Genomic DNA, 22288 nt, shown 5'->3' on the forward strand with positions numbered 1-22288 from the left:
CGGTTAAATGAGAATTTATCGGTTAGGCTGAAAGCCTTACAATTATATATTTATTGGGGTGCCCTGAAAGGGCTTAATTATATAGCGTAGGGCAACGCCCTACGCTATATAATTAAGCCCTTTCAGGGCACTCCGCAAAATTATCATTTACTTGTCATTTTCACATACTCAATGACCATCAAAATAATTTGAGTCATTTCTTTAGCGGAGTGAAATGCAATGCGGCTCCGCCACTTGCTTTTAGCTTCAAAACAAGCTTATCTCCGGCTTTTATCTTCTTATGAGTACTGCGTACTTTCGTGCGTGTATTCAGCTTGTCATCATCTTCGTACAGGTGAAGCATGTACTTCTTACCCGGTTCCAGAAAATCCGTAGTCAATGTAATTGTGCGGGCTTCCGTATTCGTCATTGCTCCTACAAACCAGTCATTCCCCGAACGACGTGCCTGAACGATATATTCACCAATCTCTCCATCTAACGCGCGGCTGTCATCCCATACACTCGGAATTGCTTTCCAAAATTCCAGTTCTTCTTCTCCCTGGTAGAATTCCGGTCTGTCATACCAAAACATAAATTGCAAAGGACTGTAATACACAGCTGCCATCGCCAACTGATGTGCTTTCGTATTCTTCACCCGATTATTGAAATAGCAAAGCGTATAGTCTCCTGCACCTGCCAGATAGCGGGTGAAAGGAAGAGTCGTATTGTGTGTGGCATCCGGCATTTCTTCATTTCCACGAATACCTTCCTGCGTCATCAGGTTAGGATAAGTACGGCTGAAACCTGTCGGACGATATTCGTCATGAATATCTACCATCAGATTATATTCTCCACATTTACGAACTGCATCATGCAACCAGGTACTCCAACGCTGATTACCTATCTGTACAAAACCGAACTTGATACCTTTCAATCCCCATTTTTTATACAAAGGCAACAGAATATCCAACTGCTGCACTAATGCGCGCTGATTGACATACACCATAAGTCCGATTCCTTTCGATTCGGCATATTTACACAAAGCAGGTATATCAAGGTCTTTATCAGAAGAAACTGTAGTAGCGTCCGAACTCATTTTCATTTCCGGTCCGTACCAGCCTGCATCCATGTGTACATACTGAATACCGCGTTCTGCCGCAAAATCAATGGCCGCTTTTACTCTATCTTGTTTCAAGTCGCCCGAACGGAATACTTTCCCGGGTTTGATCCAAGAAGTATCAGCCAGTTTGCAAGCCGGATTCAGATTCAAGACAAGATCATTATTATTAATTAAATCGACCGGACGTTCGCCAACCATGATTACACGCCACGGAGTACTGTAAGGAGAAATAATATCGACGCTACTATACAGGCTTGTCTCCAAAGTGGAAGGTTTCTCTGCCGATAAACGGAATTTACCACGAACATAATCCACCATTTCCGCTTCCAACAAGGCTACAGATAATCCATCAGGCAGTTTCAATGTCAAAGGACGCTCACTCTCCTCTTTGCCCCATCCTTCCAACGGACGGAGTTCATAAGGCCCTTGTGCCCAACGTTCATAATACGCCATCGTTCCTTCAGGCATTGTGAAGCTAGTCTGCTCACCGACGATATGCAAGAAAAGCCCGTTTGTCATTTCCGGAAAATGATAGCGGAAAGTAACTCCTTCATTATAGGCGCGGACTATGATATTCATAAAGTAGTTTTTACGCTTATCATAACCACCATCCCGATTACCTTTTCCTTCTCCTTTCTTGAACTTCAAGGTCATCTCATTATAGCAATCACGAACCTCCGCACGCTCGCCATATACAGGCTTCCATCTCTCGTCCGTCTTTTGATGTTCAGTCCCCGTCAACTTCAGATTCTCACACCAAAAATGACAAGTATCATTCGGTATACCCAACGCCGATTCAAACAACTGATTTTCAATCAGAACACCCAGTTTACTTTCTTCAATCACCGGACGATTTTTATAAGTCAAGGTATAATACATTTGTGCATTATCCTCTCCTACCGCACGTTGATAAAAGGTAAAACGATAAGCTCCATCAGGAGACGTCAGTTCCTGACGGGTTTCTGTCATCACATCTTGCGCTTTTATCAATGCCGGTATCACCAACAACAAAAGCAAAATTCTTTTCTTCATTCTATTTACGTTCATGTTTATTCATCTTTCCTATTATATACGAACGAGAAAGAAATTATACTCAAATGTTTATTGCCTGAAAAGCTTATTCCATCTGTTCCCTATAAAAAGTAGGTGTCATTCCTGTCACCCTTTTAAAAATGCGGTTAAAATGTACAGGTGATTCAAATCCGCAAGTAGCACTGATTTGAGATATATTCATCATACTACTATTCAATAGTTTACAAGCATATCCGATACGCATATCAAGTACATACTCTTTGAATGTTTTTCCTGTGTTTTCTTTAAAGTATCGGCAGAAAGCAGTAGGGTTCATCGCTGTATAAGAAGCAATTTCATCCAGACCGATAGACTCGGTATAATGTTTATTCAAATAGGCAATCACTTTTTCCATTCTTTCATTACGCATAATCGAAGGAGACGGAGTATAATGAGAAGTAGTCAGATACTTCCTGTGATTACTGGTAGCCATCATTTGTAGGAGTGAAAGCAACAGGATAATTTGATCTACTCCTTTGGCAGAAGGTATTTGTTTTAATAGCTTAATGATTTTCCCCGAACGGGTAATTGTGAATTTAATTCCTCTGCAAGCATCCTCCAATAAATTCCTGATAGGAATAAACTGGGAGTATTGAGATATAGAATAATGCATGAAGTCTTTTTCAAACTGAATATTGACTCCTCTTACTTTCAGTTCGGATTTTTCTTCGTTATCAGATTCTTCCCCGCCGTCCGGTGGACTTTGCATACTATGAGGCAGTTCGGAACCGAAAAGAATCAAATCACCTTTTGAATAGGAGATAATGCTGTCACCCACCAGACAATCCCCCTCTCCCTTCTCCACATAAATAATTTCATACTCACTATGAAAATGCCACGGATACGTGAAACGTGGATATTCATAAAAGCGGGCACGGACGGGATTAGAAGTCGTAATAGTCAACTTCTCATTCATTATCTTCTTCATAAATCTCCTTTCTAAACTGCTTTTGCAAAGATAGGTAAATATCTTGCAAAAATACGCATCATAGCATGTATAAAAACCCGCTATTTTTGCATCCATTCATAAAAACATTTGATAGAAAACATGAACGAATTATTTAGTATTGCCGGTAAAGTTGCTGTTATTACCGGAGCAGGTGGTGTACTGGGCGGAAATATTGCCCAACACTTTGTACAGCAGGGAGCAAAAGTTGTAGCTATTGACATTCGTCAGGAGCAACTGGACAACCGTGTGGCTGAACTTAAGCAATACGGTAACGATGTAATCGGCATCATCGGTAATGTACTTGACATCGCCAGCCTGGAGAAAGTAGCCGAAGAAGTCGTAGCCAAATGGGGACAGATCGATATTCTATTGAACATTGCCGGTGGCAATATGCCGGGAGCTACTCTTGAACCGGAACAACATTTTTATGACATGGATATTTCCTGTTGGGAGAAAGTGACTAATCTGAATATGAACGGAACGGTTTATCCGTCTATGATATTCGGTAAAGTAATGGCAAAACAAGGCAAAGGATGTATCATTAATGTATCCTCAATGGCAGCATACAGCGCTATCACCCGCGTACCGGGATATTCGGCTGCAAAAACTGCCGTAGCCAATTTCACTCAATGGCTGGCAAGCGAAATGGCACTTAAATACGGTGATGGTATCCGTGTAAACGCTATTGCACCGGGCTTCTTCATCGGCGACCAAAACCGTCGTGTACTCATCAACCCAGATGGTTCATTGACAGATAGAAGCAAGAAAGTATTGGCTAAAACTCCAATGAAACGTTTCGGTGACATCAAAGAGTTGAATGGTGCAGTGCATTTCCTGTGTAGTGAAGCCGCTAGCTTCGTAACCGGAGCAATGTTACCTATTGATGGTGGTTTCAGTGCATTCAGCGGAGTTTAAGCAATAAATAATAGCCTGTTATAAAGAGAAAGACTATGATGGAAAAGACTTGGAGATGGTTCGGCAAAAAGGATAAGATAACCTTGCCGATGCTCCGACAAATAGGGGTAAAAGGGATTGTCACTGCCCTGCATGATGTACCGAACGGTGAAATATGGACAATGGAAGCTATTAACGATTTGAAATCATATATCGAATCTTATGGTTTACGTTGGTCGGTAGTGGAAAGTCTTCCTGTATGTGAAGCAATCAAATACGCAGGAGCGGAACGTGAACAGTTGATTGAGAACTACAAAGTAAGCCTTGCCAATTTGGGTAAATGCGGCATAAAGACAGTGTGTTATAATTTCATGCCCGTTATCGACTGGATACGTACAGACTTGCAACATCCCTGGCCGGACGGAACCAGTTCACTTTATTACGACCGTATTCGCTTTGCTTATTTCGATATCCGAATCTTGGAACGTGAAGGAGCTGAAAAAGATTACACTGAAGAAGAACTTCAGAAAGTTGCCGAGTTGGATAAGGTTATCACAGAAGCAGAAAAAGACGCTTTGATTGATACGATCATTGTCAAAACTCAAGGTTTTGTTAATGGCAATATCAAAGAAGGAGATAAAAATCCGGTTTCCATCTTCAAGCGGTTACTTGCTTTGTACAAAGATATAAACCGGGATGCTTTGCGTGAAAATATGCGTTATTTCTTATCTGCAATCATGCCTGTATGCGAAGAATATGGAGTTAATATGTGCGTACATCCGGATGACCCTCCATTCCAGGTATTAGGTTTACCACGTATCGTTACCAATGAAAATGATATTGAATGGTTCCTGAATGCCGTAGATAATCCTCATAATGGATTGACTTTCTGTGCAGGCTCTTTGAGTGCAGGCGAACATAACGATACACGTGAGTTGGCTAAGAAATTTGCAAAAAGAACTCATTTCGTACATCTGCGCAGCACAGCTGCCATGCAAGGTGGAAACTTCATTGAAAGCTCCCATCTTACGGGAAGAGGACATCTGGTTGACCTTATCCGTATCTTCGAAAATGAGAATCCGGGATTACCGATGCGTGTAGACCACGGACGAATGATGCTGGGAGATGAAGATAAAGGCTACAACCCAGGATATTCTTTCCACGGACGTATGCTGGCTCTTGCACAAGTAGAAGGAATGATGGCTGTGGTGGATGATGAGAAAAAACGACAGATAATATTATAATCATCACAATGCTGATATAGTCAGAGCTTCGTCAGAGCAATAACCTCATTATTTGTTTCAAGGCGGGAAACATTTTGTTTCAAGCGTTGAAACTGATGGTTTCCCGTCTTGAAACTTTAGTTCCAAAGGCTCGAAACTCCAGTTCCAAAGGCGGGAAACTATAGTTTCTAAAGCAGGTAAATTCTATCTCAAAGACAAGAAACAACCATTCTGTCTCTAGGCTTTTAGTTATAATCATATAATTCCGATACAATAAATACAACGGACTGTTCTCTCAATAGCTAAACCTTTCAATGCCAATGCATACTTATATCATTTGGTAAGCGTCGACAGTGTGAGAGTAAGTTTTACCCTCACACTACCCTCACCTTTACCCTCACCCACGAAAGTACGATGGATAAAGGGATTGAGAGCCGGGTGAGAGTGTGAGGGTAAAATCAACACAATCTTTTATTTGTTAGCTACTTTATCTGTATCTTCCCTACAAAATCTTTTTTATCTATATTCAGTTCTTCCAAAGAGGCGATCCGTTTGCCGTTCAACATTATGTTCTCAAACAAAATATTCTCAACCTTCCTATTCTTATCATAACCTTCCATCAAAGAAGGATTGATATATTTTCCGGTACATGAAATGTTACGGAACGTTATGTTTCTGACACCTCTGCCGGGACCTGTGTTATATTTTTGGTTATACATCACCCGAAGATGAAATAACTGTCCTTCCTGGATATGTTCCACACGAATATCCTCAAAAGTGATGTTTTGTGCCAGATTGTGATCTCCTACATTAATAGTCATGCAGCCTTGGTAATCACGATCGTCCTCATCATGTTCCAAGATATCGATATTCTTGAACAATATATCTTCTAAAACCTCATCTCCTGTTTTCGTATTTCCATGCGTACCGATATTGATAGGGTGAGCAATATCCGCCCATAGTGTAGAATTAAGTACACGGATATTACGAGAATCTCCATAATAATTCCAACGATGCGTATAGATGGCTATACAGTCGTCTGAATTACGAAGAAAAACATCATCAATCACTACATCCGAGCAAGACATAAAATCCAATCCATCACTCCAACCCTGATAACTGAATGATTTCAAATTCTTGATAGTAATTCCCTGTGATTGTCCACCGGAAACTGTATAGTGACGGGAGTTGACAACTGTAATTCCATCAATCAGTACATTCTTGGAGTATGCCACCGATATTCCCTGCTGCGGTTCAAGCAACATACCGTGTCCGAGAATCTTTACATTCTCTACACTGTCGCAAGTCAGGCAACCTTTCAGCACCGCTCCACCTTCCAGATAGACAGTCGTGTTGGAAGGAATACGGAAGCATTTGCCTGCCACATCTGTGGGTTCGTGTATACCGGACTCAAAATACATCACATTCGGATCATTCTTATCAGGCACATTCTCAATGATCGGATTGGCAAACACATGCAGATTATTCAAACGGTCACCGTTGAACTCTACAGAGAGTTTTTGTGGTTTATCCAATGTGAACAGCAGAAAATTTCCGTCTATCTCCGGATGAATACCTTTAGATAGTGGACGCACTACTGCTGAACGGAGTTCCCCGTTATTCTTTTGCACCAGCACTTCCACTTTACCGGAAAAATCAAACTGTACCATGGTTGCATCCGACTTGGTATCCATATCCACCTTTACATTATATTCATAAAGGTCTACCCAATCTTTTTCACCCACTTGCCGTACTTTTACTGTATAATCGTCATTGTGGCGGGCATAGTAGATGCCTTGTGGCACCGGATAGATGACAATTTCTGCCTGTATAACTCCTGAAGTCATTACAAGTAAAAATGTAAGCGCTATTCGTATCAATCTATTCATTTTGAATTATTCATTTATTGTGCATACATCAATGTACCGAGTCCAAGTACATCATACCCACCAGAGTTAGCATCATAATAACCGCCGCCGCCTTCTATTCCTACATATTCGGTAGCAATCTTAGTATATTTGAGATTATCATCCGAGATGTTTTTTATCCCTTTGTAATGATAGTAAGGCAACGCCCATATCGCACGTTTGATCCATTTACCACCACCAAGTGTTGTTTGTTCTTCCGGAATCGGATATCCCCATTGACTCTGTTTTTGCCATATATAAGTAGTATATGGTACAGTCTCATTAGTGTAATTACAACAAGCGGCATATTCGCAGGCCCGTAGGAAGAGATTATCATCATAAGCAAAGAAATCGTCTCCCTGGCTCCATGCCAACTGACAGATAATTCCCATCAATCCAACACACATCAATGTATGTCCCTGGTCACGGCCACTTTCCTGCCATTGAGCAAAGTTATAGTCCGGTGCATAATCGTGATAGATAGCACGACGTAAACGTCCGTTTGTATCACCTGTCTGCAAATGGGCAATACCTTCATTATAAATATCACGACGATCGGTTACAATGCCGATAGCCATTTTAGCCGCTATATTACAAAGACACCAGTTAGCCCAATAATGTAACGCATTCGTATCGTGATGACGTTTCAGGAAATCATCATTAGCAGGATAGAACACTTTAAGCAACCAATTCTGGAACGCTGCGAAGTCCGCACGATCCCATCCTCCATAATCCCTCAATAATTCACCGGCAATAGCAAATTCATAACCATAAAGTCCTGCAGCAAGCGATAAATTCGTATTACCTGTTACACCTACACAAGTCTGTACCCACTTATTCAGATTCTCCACCGCTTTTGCCGCATATTCATCATCTTGTTCAATCTTCCAACGAAGCGCCTGCTGATATGCAATAGTGGCCCCTCTGGCTGCATTCATATAATTTTCATCACCGGAAACTCCACGTTTAATCCATTCCGTAGGATAAGTATCTGCCGTCTTCTGCGAAAACTGACTTTCTACTAATAATTGATAAGCACTTATCCAAGGCTCTTCTCCGGCAGCTTTTTTATCCCGGATACGCTGGAAGTCTTCCTCCGTATGCAACCCTTCATGCAGCATGGGTTCCGTTGACGGTTTAAGTTCAACCTGTTCCAAATTTACATTATTATCAGGAAGAGGAATTTTATTCAAATCAGTTTCCACATTGACACCCGGAAGGTCAATGCCGTCCCCACATCCTACCAAAAACAGGGTAGCAAATACTGCGGTTATATAATATATCTTTTTCATCATATTTTTGGTTTAATGGTACACCATATCTACCATTGATTACGGTGCACCCAATTATAGTTTATTGCTCTACTAACTCTAATTTGAAATTATCTATCTTAGCCCGTCCTTGTTTTACTGTAATCGTACATACAAAACCAATGACAACATCGGTAGGCTCTTCAACAAGAATATCAACTACTACATCACCCGTACCCGAAATAGAAGCGTTTGCCAGACTCTTACTTGGTATATCACTCGTATTTGCCATCTCGTTACCTTTACAAACCGCAACATAACCGGTAAAACCTCTGCCGTCATATTCATAAACGTGTGCCGTCAACTTATATTTTCCTTTTTGAAGATGAGAAGTCTGATATACCTTACCATCATTTTTAGGATTGTCAAATCCCCAATCTGTTTGTAAAGCCAAACCTGCATCACTTCCATCACCATATTTCGTTTTAAATGCCAAATCAACAGCAGCACCTCCTTCACCAGCAGTCAAGTTAGAGTTCTGAACTATCCAATAAGCAGCTTTTGCCCACTCTCCTTTTTTATGGAATCCTTTATCCCCACCTTCTTTTACATATTCAAAAGGCTGTTTATAGTTCATGAGTACATATTGAGAAATATCTCCATCCACCGGCAGAGGTTGTAACATATCACTCTCTACGGGTTGTGCAATACCTTCAAACACCATTGTTACTTTTCCACCATTGAAACCTTGCGGAACCGTTACAGTAATAGAAGTCGTAGTAATCTCTTTAACCGTAACGGGTACGGATATTCCCTCAAAAGTAACTGTAACAGAATTCTTATCCGTTCCAAAACCTTTTCCTGTAAATGTTATTTCCTGTCCGGCTTTTACTAATGTGCCATTAGGATAAATATACGGTGTTTCAACAGAAGTGATTTCCGGAGTTTCCCAAACCTCAAATGTGCCCGATTCGCCCATCTCTATTTCCTTACCCTGAATTATCAGTTTAATCTTCACCGGAGCTTCTGATGAAACTCCTTTGGGAACATTCACTACAATATTACCTTTATCATTCAGTGTCACTTTATCACAAACTGTTTCTCCGAAAAAGACCTGAATATTTTCAGCTTTCGTACCAAAGTTCTGACCAATGATCGTTACTTCCGCATTAATATATCCGGCTTTCGTTGAAATGCCTGTTACTGTCGGCATCGGTAATACCGTATATTTCAACTGTGTCCCGATAGTTTCAAACGGAGTAATGACAGTAATTGTATAATCTCCGGCTTCCAACGAAGCAGGTACAGTGAGTGGAATACTCTTATCCGTCAAATTATCTGTATCTATTGCAGCTTCTACAGGTTCTCCGCCAGCTTTAGAGAAAGTTACTTTCAAAGGCTCCAACCCTTCAACAGACTTATCCAGCAATTCTTGCACAAGATTGGTTCCTGTTATTGCAAATTTACTGCCAGCAAAACCTGATGGAACCGGTTCGTCTTCCTTAGGAGTATCAAGCGTTGCATGCTTCAACACAGTGAAAGGATAAGAAGCCAAATCAATCGTTTGTTCTGCCATAATAAGTGTCATAACTCCACTGACAGCTGTCTCGGGAACTTTGGCCGTAAATTCGGTATCAGTAGGTGTACCCACAATCTCTGCCTTGTCTGTGGAAGTCCCGAAAGTCAAAGTATACAGTGTTTTAGAAGAAACAAATTCTTGTCCTTCGAAAACGATACTGGCACCCGGAAAACCATAAGAAGGTTTCACTACGCTGACACCCGGCTTACCAAGTACACGATAAACTAGATCAGTCTCCACACGTTGCCCGAAAACCTCAACGGTTATCTTTCCGTTTGTTGCCGATTCCGGCACTTTCGCAAGGATAGCATCATCGGCGCAAGAGACTACTACTGCCTCCTGGGAACCGATAAATACTTTCACATCTTCTGTTATGATACCAAAATCACTGCCACTAACGGTAAACTCATTCCCAACATATCCTTCTACGGGATCTATCTTTGTTACAGTCGCCACAGGATCAGTGTAACTCATTGGAACAATTTCTTCATTATCCTCGTCACAAGCAGCTAATGCGAAAAGCGAGAGAAAAACGGGAAACAGATAGTTATATATTTTCTTCATAATCTTAATTATATTATCACGATGAATTACTCTTTTTTCTTTTTCCACATCATTCAAGAATCAATTTCAATTCTGTCACCTTAAAGTATGAATTACCTTTAGCCAGAGAAGTCAGGAATCCAATGACAACATCCGTTGTCTCCGTCACTTCAAATGAAGGGGTTACCAAAACACCCGAGTCATCATTTGTTCCAGCTTTGTCATAGATCGCACAAACTCCATTTAATTGCTCAATATCAGCTACATTCGGTATATCACTCTCACTATTTCCTTTGGCCATCAATGCAGAAATAAAATTCCCCGCATCACTTACTACCATCGTATAGGCATAAGTAACTTCCAGTCTGTATTTACCAGGACGAAGTGTAGCAACTTGCCATATTTTTCCATTCGTATAAGCTTCCTTCTCCCATCCATTCTGGAACGCTAATGTGAAGCCCTCTGCTGCTTTATACTGCATTCCGGTAACAGTAGTATTGTTTTTTGCATTGAAAGATGCCTTATTCTGATTCCATACTGCCGGAGTCCACCATTCACCATTCTTCCAATTTTCATCATTTGCCTTGGCAAACGGCTGCTTGTAGTTTTGAAGGTAAAGCACTGTTACATCACCCTTTGAGTTAGGATTAAACATTGCACTACCTGTCATTGTATATCCATGAATAGTTACAGTCACATTACCTGTCTTATAATCAGCAGGAGTTGTCGCAACAATAGTAGACTCATCCACCAGCTCAAATTCGGCCAGCGTTCCATTGAAACTAACAGAAATATCAGATGGATCCGTACCAAAGTTCTCACCTGTTATAGTGACCTTGTCTCCCGTATCGGCTACCCCTTCACCGTCTTCACTATCAGAAGTCACTGTAATGACACGTGGCGTAGGCAGTACTGTATAATGACCGATATTCTCCACCTTTTTATTATAAATCTGTAAAGACAGATTGCCTGTTACTGCAGTTTCCGGCACTTCCACTACCAAACGGTCATTTTTGCAATCGAGCACTTTATTGGATTGGGCTTCACCGAAGAAAACTTTCACTGCTTCAGCACGGTCACCAAAATTGGTTCCCGTAATAACTACCTGTGTAGTGACATATCCGTCCGTAGGATAAATACTCTCCACTACTGGTACAGGATAATCATAAACTCTATACTTGGGGTCTTGCTCACAACCGGAGAAAAGTGCGGAAACACAAGCAAGTATTGCCAAGTGAAATGTATATTTGAATAAAAACTTCATATAATCTATGGTATTATACGTTAAACGATTGAATGATTAATATCCCGGATTTTGTACCAGATTTGAATTCAGGTTGATTTGATTTCTTGGAATCGCCCACAAATAATCTCCCTTAGTAAATGCGCAGTCGGATGATTTGAGAAGCACTACACAAGGTAATTTGCCTTTACCTGTTTCCACTTCTTCCGTCCCCTTCGTAAAGATAGCCGGATTGAAAGCACTGGTAGCATTCCCGTTTTCGTCTATAAATGCCGTCGGATAGCTGGCATTACCTACTACCGCACCGCAACGAGACTCATTCAGATTCTTCTCCGCAATACCCCAACGTTTCAGGTCGTCACAACGGAAACCTTCCATATAGAGTTCCAAGGCACGTTCACGGCGGATCTCATCCAGCATTACCTGATTGACTGTCTTACTCGCATTTGCCGGCACTCCTTCCTGAATTCGCTTTGCCAATGCATTTGTTAGGTTGGCAATTCCCGCACGGGCACGGATTTTATTTATCGACTTATTCAACTGGTCATCTGATATTTCACCATAGCGTTCCATCACAGCTTCAGCATAATTCAAGTATACTTCTGCCAACCGAAGTACCGGATAATTGGCCGATTCATCTTTACTTTGGCGTTGAATATCAGTAATAGCAAACTTGGAAACACCATACCCACAGTTCTCAACTGTCAGGCTCGTAGCATATGAACCTACATAAGAAGTCAAACGGAAATCCCGATTCTGAAATTCGTCCCCCGGATTCTTATATCCCTGGAACTTATCAGACATACTGACCGGAAGCCCGTCAGTGCATAAAAACATATCAATCAATTTCCGGCTGGGACGCATATCCGTATAAATCACCTGATTCAAATCAACCTGTCCTTTACGCGTTTCCTGACTATATACAGAAGCGATGATAAATTCCTTGTTCGTCGCTCTTCCTGCACCGGCAGGATTGCTAGCTTCTTCTTCAATATTAAACAGGTAACGATTGCTCAAATTTTTCATTGCTGCCACATTATTATAATTCCAAAGAGAATAAGCAGCATCCCCCATCACTGTTTCGGATAGTTGAACAGATTCTTCCAGGAAAGCATTTACCTGATCGGAAGCCGGACCGGCAGAACCTTCAAAATCAGTAGAAGTACCATTGTACTTACGCCAGGTAGCTTCATAAAGTAACACGCGAGCCTTAAATGCCTGTGCAGCCTGTTTGCTGATTTTACCTTTGTCGGCAGAGGTTATATTCTGTTCCAACGGCAACCCTGCAATAGCCTCATCCAAATCGGAGAGAATCAAGTTGACAACCTCATAACGGCTGTTACGTTTTCCATATAACTCCGGTGAAGTCACGTCGAGAACTTTCGTAACGACAGGCACTCCACCAAAAAACTTCAATAAGTAAAAATAGTTATAGGCACGGAAAAAATGACCTTCGGCTAATTCTTTTTTAATATCCGCTAAATTACCTGTATAGGAAGAAACTGCTCTTTCAAACATGTGATTAGTGGCACGAATATTACCATAGCAATTACCCCAACGGCTATCGTCATTAGGAACTCCCATCACACCGGTCCCCACACCATACGAATATCTGAAACAAGTAGAAAGATCAGATGCCGCATCCATGTGATCGAATATACTTCCATAGGAAGACTGCCATCCCAATAATTGCCCGTAAAGCCCGTTAGCATATTCACGGAAATGCTCCGGAGTTTTGAAATAAATCACATCTGTCTTGGCATCCAGTGGTTCCAAGTCAAGGAACGTATTCACGCATGAAGAAAATCCCAATGCGCAGGTGCAAATTAATATATAGTTCGTTATCTTTTTCATATCTTCTATTCTGTATTTAATTTTCCATAGCTACTATAAAGTGATGTTCAGACCGAACGACCAAGTACGTGCAAACGGGTATCCACTGTTGTTGGAGGCTGCTCCCATTTCCGGGTCGAAACCGTCTCGAATACTGGTAGCTTCCCATAAATCATTACCAGAGAAGTAAACACGCACTTTTTCCAGTTTCACCTTGCGCGTCCATATCTGCGGCAATGTGTAGCCGACTATTAATGTTTTCAAACGGATATAGCGGTTATTCTGCATCATAAAGTCGTTATTCTGATAATTCCAGCGTGCGAGATTCGCATTGGTAGTCAAGCGAGGGAATTCAGCATTCGGATTGCTCTCTGTCCATGTCTTTCCCAAATATGTCGGGTTCTGATTGGCAGTACGTGTTTGAAAAGGATAAGCCATCCAGTCATTACGGATAACATACTGCTTGCCGACACCTTGGAACATTGCGTTCACATCAATACCTTTCCATGATCCTCCCAGTGTGAAACCGAAAACAAAATGTGGATTGGAGTCACCGAGATATTGCAAATCGCTATTTTCATTCCCTGCACCGGAAATCTTATAATCACCATTCAAATCCAAACGTTTGGTATCACCTGGACGCAACCGGCTTGCACTTCCTGCTCCTACACCAGTCAAATCTTCTTTACCCTCTCCATAGAGTGCATAATAGCGGTCTACTTCTGCCTGATCTTTAAAGTAACCATCTGTGCGATAAAGGAAGTACGAATTCAATGGATACCCATTCACAGCTGCATTCCAACCAGCCCCATAAGAATCTGCTCCTTCCATCTCTTTCAACAGACTCTTTGTATCACCAATATTAAAGTTGGCATAGTAAGAAAAGTCTTTAATCTGATCGCGCCATCCAATAGTGAATTCCCAACCTTTTACATTCAAATGACCACTATTCGTTTTAGGAGATTTACCTCCTAATACGCCCGGATAGGTGACATTCACCAACATACCGGTATTATCTTTTATAAAATAATCGAATGTAGCTTTCAAACGATTATCGAAAAAGTTAAGATCGATACCGAAGTTTTTTTGTGAAACTTTCTCCCAAGTACGGTCATAAGAAATTAAACCGCCAAAACCTGAAGATACCTGGTTGGCAGGTATAGTTCCAAAACCGGCCGTCCCAAGAGAAACAGTAGATACATAATCGTAATCGCCCAGCCCAACATCATTACCTGAGCTACCATAACTTAAACGCAGCTTACCAAAAGAAAGAACTGGCTTTAGAAATTCTACAAATTGTTCTTCCGAGAACGCCCAGCCCAAAGAAACGGAACCGAAGCTCTTAAAACGATAACCGGGAGCAAACTTGGAATTTCCGTCACGACGCCCCATCAATTCAACCATATATTTTTCCGCATAGTTATAATTCAAACGGGCAATATATGAATAGGTACCATTATGAGTCTTTCCTCCACCGTTACCCTGTGTACCCGTAGCCAAATTCAAATCGTAAATTCCGGCATCCTCAAACTTCTCACGGGCGGTAACAACTTTCTTAGTCACCCATTTCTCGGCATTGATGCCGAACATAGCATCTATATTATGTACTTCGGCAAATGTACGCTTATATTTCAATAACCCTGAATAGTACTGATACCGGGCATTATTTGCCTGTACCAAATATCCCGGCTGATGGGAGTCTTTAAAATTCATCACATCTTGTGGAGTACTAAGGGTTTGTGTTGTTTCATATACTAACTTCGCCGTCTGCTCGCCGAACCAATTGTAACACTGTACCGGAAGCGAATAGCGTTCTCTGCGATATTCCTCATTTTGAAATGAAGCAGTACCCTCGAAAGTGATTCCTTTCCAAATATCCACCAATGCTTTAAAATCGACACGAGTAGTCAACTTCTCTCTCTCGTCACGTCCACCATCCGTTGTAGCTGCTGCCGCATTGCGATCACCGACATTACCGAAGTTAGCGTACCATTGTCCATAGGGATTTTTTGCCGGGAAAAACGGAGCATCGTTTCCGTAAAGTGTACGGTCAATAGCATGTGTGGGTGTTTCGGTATTTGTTTTAATCATACTGGCTGAAGTCTCCAGTTTGAACCAATCAGTCAATTTGATTCCGTAGTTCAAGCGCAAGTTCAACTGTTTCTGCCCGTCATAAGCAGTGGCCAGATTGGCTTGGTTATCAGCATAAGCTAAAGAGATGCGGTAATCGGATTTATCTGTAGAACCTGCTACACTCAAATTATGCTGGTAAGAATAACGGCGGGCAAACAATTCATCCAGGCGATTGGCATTACCAACGAACATCGTACCCCAATCGGCTACAGTCGACTCATAAATACCTTCAATGCCTTGAGCCATCTTCTTCAGGTTTTCTTCTCCCCAGCCCCACCAGTCATGTTCCGGCATTTCTTTATTGGCTTCCAGCCACATGGAAGCATATTCCTGCATACTGGGAGAGAAAGCCATAATACCATTGGTAGTGAAACGCATATTGAAGCCATAATCAACCGTTGTCTTGCCTTTACCTTTTTTGGTAGTTACCAAGATAACGCCATTAGCTGCTTTCGCCCCATAAATGGAAGCTGAACCGTCTTTCAAAACACTAATATTCTCAATATCATCTGAGTTTAGATTTTGGAATGACTCTGAATTCAATACAGGTACCCCATCTACAATAATCAACGGACTACCTCCATTGACAGATGTCAGACCACGAATCTGGAAATTTAAACCTTCATTACCCGGACGTGAGGAAGAACGAGTGACTACCAACCCCGGAGTGGCTCCTTGCAGAGCAGCACCGACATTGGTAATGGCACGACTTTCCAATACCTGGCTACCAATTTGTTCTACCGCCCCTGTCAACGTCGCTTTTTTCTGCGTGCCATAACCCACTACAACAACCTCGTCCAGTGCATTATTATCTTCCTTTAATACCACTTTAAAATCAGAGCGGTCGTGAAGGTTAATAATCTGATCTACATATCCGATATAGCTAACTTTTATCTGTTTGGCATCAGCAGGAATATTCAGCGTAAACCGACCGTCAATATCGGTAATTACTCCTGCATTGCTTCCTACGACCACTACATTACAACCAATCAGTGGTTCACCATTCGCATCTGTCACAAGTCCTTTGATGGTGCGGCCCGTCTGGACTACCATCAAACTCTCTTCTACAGAATCATTTGCATAGAGCAATACACCGGGCGAACCACCCAGCAGCATGGCGAAAGCCAATGCGACTCCTTTTGAACATAAGAATTTGGATTTAATTTCCATAATACTATTAAATTGTTAAAGTTAATATGTGTTTTTCCGAATCTGGTATTTAACCGACTTTGGAGAATTCATTTTTCAAATAGGTGCGAACAGTCTTACGAGCCAGTAATAGTTGACATTCTACTGTACGGGGAGATAAGGACAGCTTTCCTGCAATGGCAGGACAAGAGAGTTCATGATTGAAACTAAGTTCATAAATCTGACGGCGTTTGACAGGAAGAGTTTCCATTACCTGATCGTGCATCTTCTTTAGTTCACGAAAATGAATGGTATCTTCTGTGGTATTCCGACTGGTGTCTTCCATCCTATTATATACGTAGGCGACGAAATCTTCCTGTTTATAATAACGACGGATTTTATCGGTTACTATATTGCGAGCGATGGTAAAAAGCAAAGACCAGACTGTATCTTTGTTCACGAATGCCCTGTGTTCCCATAAGCGGACAAAGACATCCTGTGCCAAATCTTCCGCTTCATGCGGATGGCAAATGCGGATAGCGATATAGTTCTTGATATACTCCTTATATTTAAGATAGCATTCAGAGAAGAAGTCGTCAAATGTAGCTTGCTGTTTATTCATGGCATTAAATTTATCCGTTTAACGATGATACAAAAGTAGGAACAAGTTTCAAATTCAAATACCACAAAAGTAACAGATAACAAAACTATCGTAACAAGCGTGTATTTTTGCAAAAACTTCCCATTTCATCGGGATAAATCTAACCGTTACACCAATAAAAAAGGGGATGTCGTTACATTTGACGACTCCCCTGTTCTTATATTTGCATGGATGAAAGCTTTCATCCGGAAGGATTCATTATTTATTTTCCTGTGATGCCTGGAAATCCGGTATACGTTTTACGTTCGCACCTTTCATCACACCTCTTTTGATCGCTTCATTCGTATCGCTGATTTCTTTCTTCACACGTTTATAGTATTCTTTTGTCAGTCCTTTCTCTACTGCTTCCGATTCTGTTACTGCCCAAAGATACTGATAATCCATCAACATCAAATCCGGTGCCACTATTTTAAAGAAAACACTATCATTTGCAAATTTTTCACGTAAGTCTCCCAAATAGATGGTATCTGCAGGATTTACCTCCTTAACATTTGCATTATTTTTTGAACTGCTACCTCCGCAAGAAGATAACATCAAACCTCCTACCAATGAAATTAAAACTAATACTTTCATATCAACATATATTATAAAATAAAACTTTTTCTGCTCCAATGTGAACAAGATCTTACAATTATCTCACTTATTGAGCGCAAATGTAATAATTAAACTACAAACACAAACACAATGTCATTCTTTTCTTCCCGATTCCTCGGCATATTGCTTGGGAAGCATCCCGAACATTTCTCTAAAACACTTCGAGAAATAGCTGGGTGAACTGAATCCTACCCGGTTCGCTATTTCAACAATCGGCAACTGACTTCCTTGTAATAATTGTGCCGCCCGTTTCAAACGGATGCTGCGAATAAAGTCTGTCGGTGTGTGTCCGGTGATGGATTGCAGCTTGCGGTAAAGGCTCATACGCACCATACCCAAATCGCCACTCAATTCTTCTACGCCATATTCCGGATTGTCCATGTTCTTTTCTATGTATTCCAGACACTTCTGTATGAGCTGTTCGTCTACTGAAGTAATGGTGATAGCACTCGGATTTACTTCTATGTTTTTACGGAATTCCTGTTTTCTCTTTTCCTGCTGCTCTATCAGCTTTTCAATGCGTACCATCAGCATATCAAAGTTGAAAGGTTTCGACATATAAGAGTCTGCTCCTACTTCATAGCTGTTAATCTTGATATCATCGGCAGTACGGGCTGTCAATAATATCACAGGTATATGGGAAGTCTGCACGTTCGTCTTGATCCGACGGCAAAGTTCGATACCGTCTACTTTCGGCATCATAATATCGCTGATAATCAGGTTCGGATTTTCCTCTATCGCTTTTCGCTCTCCTTCCTCGCCGTCTGCCGCTTCAATGATTTGATAAAAATCTTCTAACTGTTCTTTCAGGAAAGTACGGAATTCCTGATTGTCCTCCACTAACAACAGTTTCTTCAGGTTATCATCGACTGTAGATGTAGTGGTTTCTTTCTCTTTAATGTCTGGTGTTTCCGTTCCGATGATTTCTTCCGGCAGTTCGTTCGGTTCCGGTTTCAGGTCCATCGGCAACCAAACGGTGAATACTGATCCACGATCTATCTGACTGTCCACTTTAATACGGCCACCATGTATATTTACATATTCCCTTACCAAATGAAGTCCGATGCCACTGCCTATTTTTTCGTCCCCTTCATTTCCTACCTGATAGAAACGGTCAAAGATATAAGGAAGGTCTGATTCGGATATTCCGATTCCAGTATCAGATACGGATATTCTCACGTAGTTTCTTTCTTCTATCTCTTCTGTCGCGAGCTGTAAGTTCACTGTGCCTCCCTGCGGTGTATATTTGAAGGCGTTGGACAAGAGATTATTCATAATCTTATGTACCTTATCCCGGTCGAAGAACATATAAAGCGCTCTATGTTCAGATTGGTTCACAAAGTTAAGGTGCTTCTCTACTGCCATTGGCATGAAGTTGTTATAGGCAGAAACAATAAATTCCTCCATATCGCCGTTCATCAGATGCAACCTCTCTCCTTTCATTTCCAGTTTGCGGAAATCGAGTAGCTGATTCACCAATGACAATAGGTTTTGAGCATTCTTATAGATGGTATTCAGTTGCTTTTTCATCGCATCGTCTGTCAATCGACGTATCACCATGTCTAATGGCGTGATAATCAATGTCAGCGGAGTGCGGAGTTCATGGCTTATATTTGTGAAGAAGCGGAATTTCATCTGATCCAGTTCTTCTTTCTGCTTCAACGCTTCCTCTTCTTGCATACGAATCATCTTCTGCCGGTTGCGGCGGTTTATTACGTAGATCAGCCCGAAGATTAAGAGAATAACTAAAATTGCATAGAAAATACGAGCGGCCAGTGTATCCCAGAATGGGGGATGAATTACAATTTTGAATGCAGACTCCGGTCCCCATATCCGGTCGTTTCCGGCAGCGGACACACGGAAGATGTATTCGCCCGAAGGGAGATTATTATAGACCACACGTCCTTGTCCATTCTCAAAAAGGGTTTCCGTCCATTCTTTGTCAAATCCTTCCAGTTGGTAACGGAAAGAGGTTTGAGAAGGATTAGGGAAGTTCAGACCAGAAAACTCAAGTGTGATATAGTTCTCATCATATTTTAATTGTACTTCGTCCGAATAACTTAATGCTTTATCAAATAAGACACGTCCGTTATATATTTCGCCCGAAACAACCGGAACATTAAACAAGCGGAATGAGGTAAACAGAGGACGATTGAGGCACTGATTATCTATCATGTTTTCTGGTGAGAAAGCAATAAAGCCGTTCATCAGCCCCAGGAAAAGCTGATTGTCCCTGGTCATTAACGAAGGGAAACTATATAAATCATCCTGACGGATTTCATCTTCCGACAGACAGCTGATTACATGAAAGCTGTATTTATCTGCTCTTCTGTCTACTTTTATCTTATAAATAGAAGTGACTGTCGAAATCCATATATCATGGTTCTTATCTTCCACTACGTTCAGGATAGCTTTAGACAGACCTTCTTCTTTCCCTAATGTGTAGCTTTGCCCATTGTAAGTCAAAACGCTCAAGCCATATTGTGTAGCAAACCATAAAGTTCCCTCATGGTCTTTGAGTATCTGATTATACTTGATACTTCCCTGATTGAAAATAGAATTAGCCTGGCCGTCTTCCTCCGGTATCCATATTTTATTCGTTGCAGGATCGTAAATGTAGAGTCCGTTATCACTGCCTACGACCAACCGGGATTGATTATCTATGGCCAATGCATTCGCTACTTTATATTTTTTGAGTTCGGGAAACTGTTCGGACAATAAGTTTATTTGCCCGTTTTCAGGATTGAATAATCCTACACCACCATATATACTTACCCACAATCGACCGGAAGAATCTTCGACCATGACACGGATATTACTGAAATCCAATTCATTCTGATAATCCGTATCGGGATAATCGTAAGATTGTACCTTTCCATGATCTATGCAGTAGAGCCCATCGTGGTATGTTCCGACCCAAACACGCTTCTTGCTGTCCTCATAAAGTACACGGCAATTCTTCTGACTGAATTCATGATAGAATCTGTTCATGCTTTTAGTCTCCGGTTCATAGCGATAGACACCCTGCGTAGTACCCATCAGAATTTCTCCTTTAGATGTTTCGAGCATACAGCGGATTTCCTCTCCTTTCCAGTCGCCATTTATCATCTTCTTATTGTACAGCACTATTTTATTCATGCTGGGATGATAATAACACATTCCCTGATTATAAAGTCCTATCCAAACGGAATTATTTTCCCGGTCGCAATAGATGCTTTGAATACCGTTTCGTACTGTATTACCTGATAATAAAGGAATATCCAGTGTCCGGGTTACAGAGAAATTGTGCATATCAATGACATAGAATCCATCGATAACGGTTCCTACCCATGCATTTCCACCTTTATCCACATCCATAGAAGTAAACCATGAATAGTGTCCGAGTTGGATACCTGAAATTTGGTTCCATTTTTTATTATAGACATCATAATAGCCTACTCCACGATCCCACATCAACCAAAAGTCACCATTATCGAGTATCTTCAAAACCACACGGTCATCCGGTTTCAGTTGGTCTTTCAGGAAATCAAGTTGATGCACGAAACGTTTCTTTTCTAAATCGTAGCAACGGATAGCCCCTTTCTGATGAACCATCCAACTGTATTTTCCATGACTTTCTACTCCGAGTAATCCTCCATAGTATTCCATAAACTCATCATTCCTACAAACCTGTTCGATTGATTTTGTCTCTGCATCGTACATATAGACAGAGGAACCCGGCGTCAGAAACCAACAATGTTTCTCTGAATCAATAATCAGGTCCGCCACTTTATCCTTTAAGCCGAATTGTTGAAATAAAGAATCTACGTTATAGATGTACTGTTCGGTAGTCAAATCGAAGACGCGTAGGCTCTTGCGTTCTTTCATCCACAAACGTTTGTCGGCATCAATATATTGTTCGGGAATAATATGGTTATATGCTATCGAATATTCGCCATGAATATTGAAAGGGAAATTTGAATAGTTCGCACCATCATACAGGCTTAATAACACAGTACTTCGCACACCGATACGTCCGTCGGGAATGGGGAAAACGCTTTTTACATAGTTATCCGGTAATCCTTCGACAACTCCAATCTGGCGGAATACATAAGGGGATTCTTGCGAGCTAATATAACCCGGATACAATAATCCCATTAGTATGATTAACAAACATATTCGAATTTTCATGGCCATCTTTT

The 22288-nt window shown here is 41.2% G+C and carries 13 protein-coding genes; 2 read left to right on the forward strand and 11 right to left on the reverse strand.

The genetic code is table 11. The annotated features are described in order from the left end of the window. Nucleotides 1-193: 193 nt before the first annotated feature. Nucleotides 194-2146 carry a glycoside hydrolase family 97 protein gene (locus tag BSCG_RS22860; protein ID WP_004310216.1) on the reverse strand — a complete coding sequence of 651 codons (1953 nt, stop codon included), beginning with the start codon at nt 2144-2146 and terminating at the stop codon, nt 194-196. A gap of 70 nt (nt 2147-2216) precedes the next feature. Next, a complete protein-coding gene (locus BSCG_RS22855) occupies nt 2217-3098 on the reverse strand; it encodes an AraC family transcriptional regulator (protein WP_004310215.1) in 882 nt (293 codons plus the stop codon). A gap of 120 nt (nt 3099-3218) precedes the next feature. On the opposite strand from BSCG_RS22855, the gene BSCG_RS22850 reads away from it, so the two are divergent. Both BSCG_RS22850 and uxuA read left to right on the forward strand, forming a co-directional pair. After that, nucleotides 3219-4034: an SDR family oxidoreductase gene (locus BSCG_RS22850; protein ID WP_004325492.1), complete on the forward strand. Its 816-nt coding sequence runs from the start codon at nt 3219-3221 to the stop codon at nt 4032-4034. A 35-nt stretch (nt 4035-4069) separates the two neighbouring features. Beyond that, complete coding sequence (gene uxuA / locus BSCG_RS22845) at nt 4070-5257, forward strand: mannonate dehydratase (RefSeq protein ID WP_004325491.1); 1188 nt, start codon at nt 4070-4072, stop codon at nt 5255-5257. Between the two features lie 461 nt (nt 5258-5718). On the opposite strand, the gene BSCG_RS22840 is transcribed toward uxuA, so the two are convergent. From BSCG_RS22840 to BSCG_RS22800, 9 genes are all read right to left on the reverse strand, one after another. Further along, nucleotides 5719-7125, reverse strand: coding sequence for a glycosyl hydrolase family 28 protein (locus BSCG_RS22840; RefSeq protein WP_004319640.1), 1407 nt, complete (start codon nt 7123-7125; stop codon nt 5719-5721). A gap of 14 nt (nt 7126-7139) precedes the next feature. Beyond that, nucleotides 7140-8438 carry an alginate lyase family protein gene (locus tag BSCG_RS22835; RefSeq protein WP_008774957.1) on the reverse strand — a complete coding sequence of 433 codons (1299 nt, stop codon included), beginning with the start codon at nt 8436-8438 and terminating at the stop codon, nt 7140-7142. Nucleotides 8439-8496: 58 nt separating this feature from the next. After that, complete coding sequence (locus tag BSCG_RS22830; protein WP_050428035.1) at nt 8497-10536, reverse strand: IPT/TIG domain-containing protein; 2040 nt, start codon at nt 10534-10536, stop codon at nt 8497-8499. 49 nt (nt 10537-10585) lie between these two features. After that, entirely contained in the window at nt 10586-11779 is a 1194-nt protein-coding gene (locus BSCG_RS22825; protein WP_008774959.1) for a DUF5013 domain-containing protein, read from the reverse strand. Between the two features lie 36 nt (nt 11780-11815). Further along, nucleotides 11816-13612, reverse strand: coding sequence for a RagB/SusD family nutrient uptake outer membrane protein (locus BSCG_RS22820; protein ID WP_008774960.1), 1797 nt, complete (start codon nt 13610-13612; stop codon nt 11816-11818). A gap of 33 nt (nt 13613-13645) precedes the next feature. After that, on the reverse strand, nt 13646-16894 hold the full coding sequence (locus BSCG_RS22815; RefSeq protein ID WP_008774961.1) for a SusC/RagA family TonB-linked outer membrane protein: 3249 nt from the start codon (nt 16892-16894) through the stop codon (nt 13646-13648). A gap of 49 nt (nt 16895-16943) precedes the next feature. Further along, nucleotides 16944-17474, reverse strand: coding sequence for a sigma-70 family RNA polymerase sigma factor (locus BSCG_RS22810; RefSeq protein ID WP_008774962.1), 531 nt, complete (start codon nt 17472-17474; stop codon nt 16944-16946). A 237-nt stretch (nt 17475-17711) separates the two neighbouring features. Next, on the reverse strand, nt 17712-18086 hold the full coding sequence (locus BSCG_RS22805; RefSeq protein ID WP_008770872.1) for a hypothetical protein: 375 nt from the start codon (nt 18084-18086) through the stop codon (nt 17712-17714). A 114-nt stretch (nt 18087-18200) separates the two neighbouring features. Further along, a complete protein-coding gene (locus tag BSCG_RS22800) occupies nt 18201-22277 on the reverse strand; it encodes a hybrid sensor histidine kinase/response regulator transcription factor (protein WP_004310204.1) in 4077 nt (1358 codons plus the stop codon). Between the last annotated feature and the right edge of the window lie 11 nt (nt 22278-22288).

It is taken from the genome of Bacteroides sp. 2_2_4, assembly GCF_000157055.1.
Classification (GTDB): Bacteria; Bacteroidota; Bacteroidia; order Bacteroidales; family Bacteroidaceae; genus Bacteroides; species Bacteroides ovatus.

What these genes read in the sequence shown, in the direction of transcription:
- BSCG_RS22850 (WP_004325492.1), top strand. Translation starts at nt 3,219, where the DNA reads ATGAACGAATTATTTAGTATTGCCGGTAAAGTTGCTGTTATTACCGGA.
- uxuA (WP_004325491.1), top strand. Translation starts at nt 4,070, where the DNA reads ATGATGGAAAAGACTTGGAGATGGTTCGGCAAAAAGGATAAGATAACC.
- BSCG_RS22805 (WP_008770872.1), bottom strand. Translation starts at nt 18,086, where the DNA reads ATGAAAGTATTAGTTTTAATTTCATTGGTAGGAGGTTTGATGTTATCT.
- BSCG_RS22810 (WP_008774962.1), bottom strand. Translation starts at nt 17,474, where the DNA reads ATGAATAAACAGCAAGCTACATTTGACGACTTCTTCTCTGAATGCTAT.
- BSCG_RS22830 (WP_050428035.1), bottom strand. Translation starts at nt 10,536, where the DNA reads ATGAAGAAAATATATAACTATCTGTTTCCCGTTTTTCTCTCGCTTTTC.
- BSCG_RS22860 (WP_004310216.1), bottom strand. Translation starts at nt 2,146, where the DNA reads ATGAACGTAAATAGAATGAAGAAAAGAATTTTGCTTTTGTTGTTGGTG.
- BSCG_RS22820 (WP_008774960.1), bottom strand. Translation starts at nt 13,612, where the DNA reads ATGAAAAAGATAACGAACTATATATTAATTTGCACCTGCGCATTGGGA.
- BSCG_RS22840 (WP_004319640.1), bottom strand. Translation starts at nt 7,125, where the DNA reads ATGAATAGATTGATACGAATAGCGCTTACATTTTTACTTGTAATGACT.
- BSCG_RS22800 (WP_004310204.1), bottom strand. Translation starts at nt 22,277, where the DNA reads ATGAAAATTCGAATATGTTTGTTAATCATACTAATGGGATTATTGTAT.
- BSCG_RS22835 (WP_008774957.1), bottom strand. Translation starts at nt 8,438, where the DNA reads ATGATGAAAAAGATATATTATATAACCGCAGTATTTGCTACCCTGTTT.
- BSCG_RS22825 (WP_008774959.1), bottom strand. Translation starts at nt 11,779, where the DNA reads ATGAAGTTTTTATTCAAATATACATTTCACTTGGCAATACTTGCTTGT.
- BSCG_RS22815 (WP_008774961.1), bottom strand. Translation starts at nt 16,894, where the DNA reads ATGGAAATTAAATCCAAATTCTTATGTTCAAAAGGAGTCGCATTGGCT.
- BSCG_RS22855 (WP_004310215.1), bottom strand. Translation starts at nt 3,098, where the DNA reads ATGAAGAAGATAATGAATGAGAAGTTGACTATTACGACTTCTAATCCC.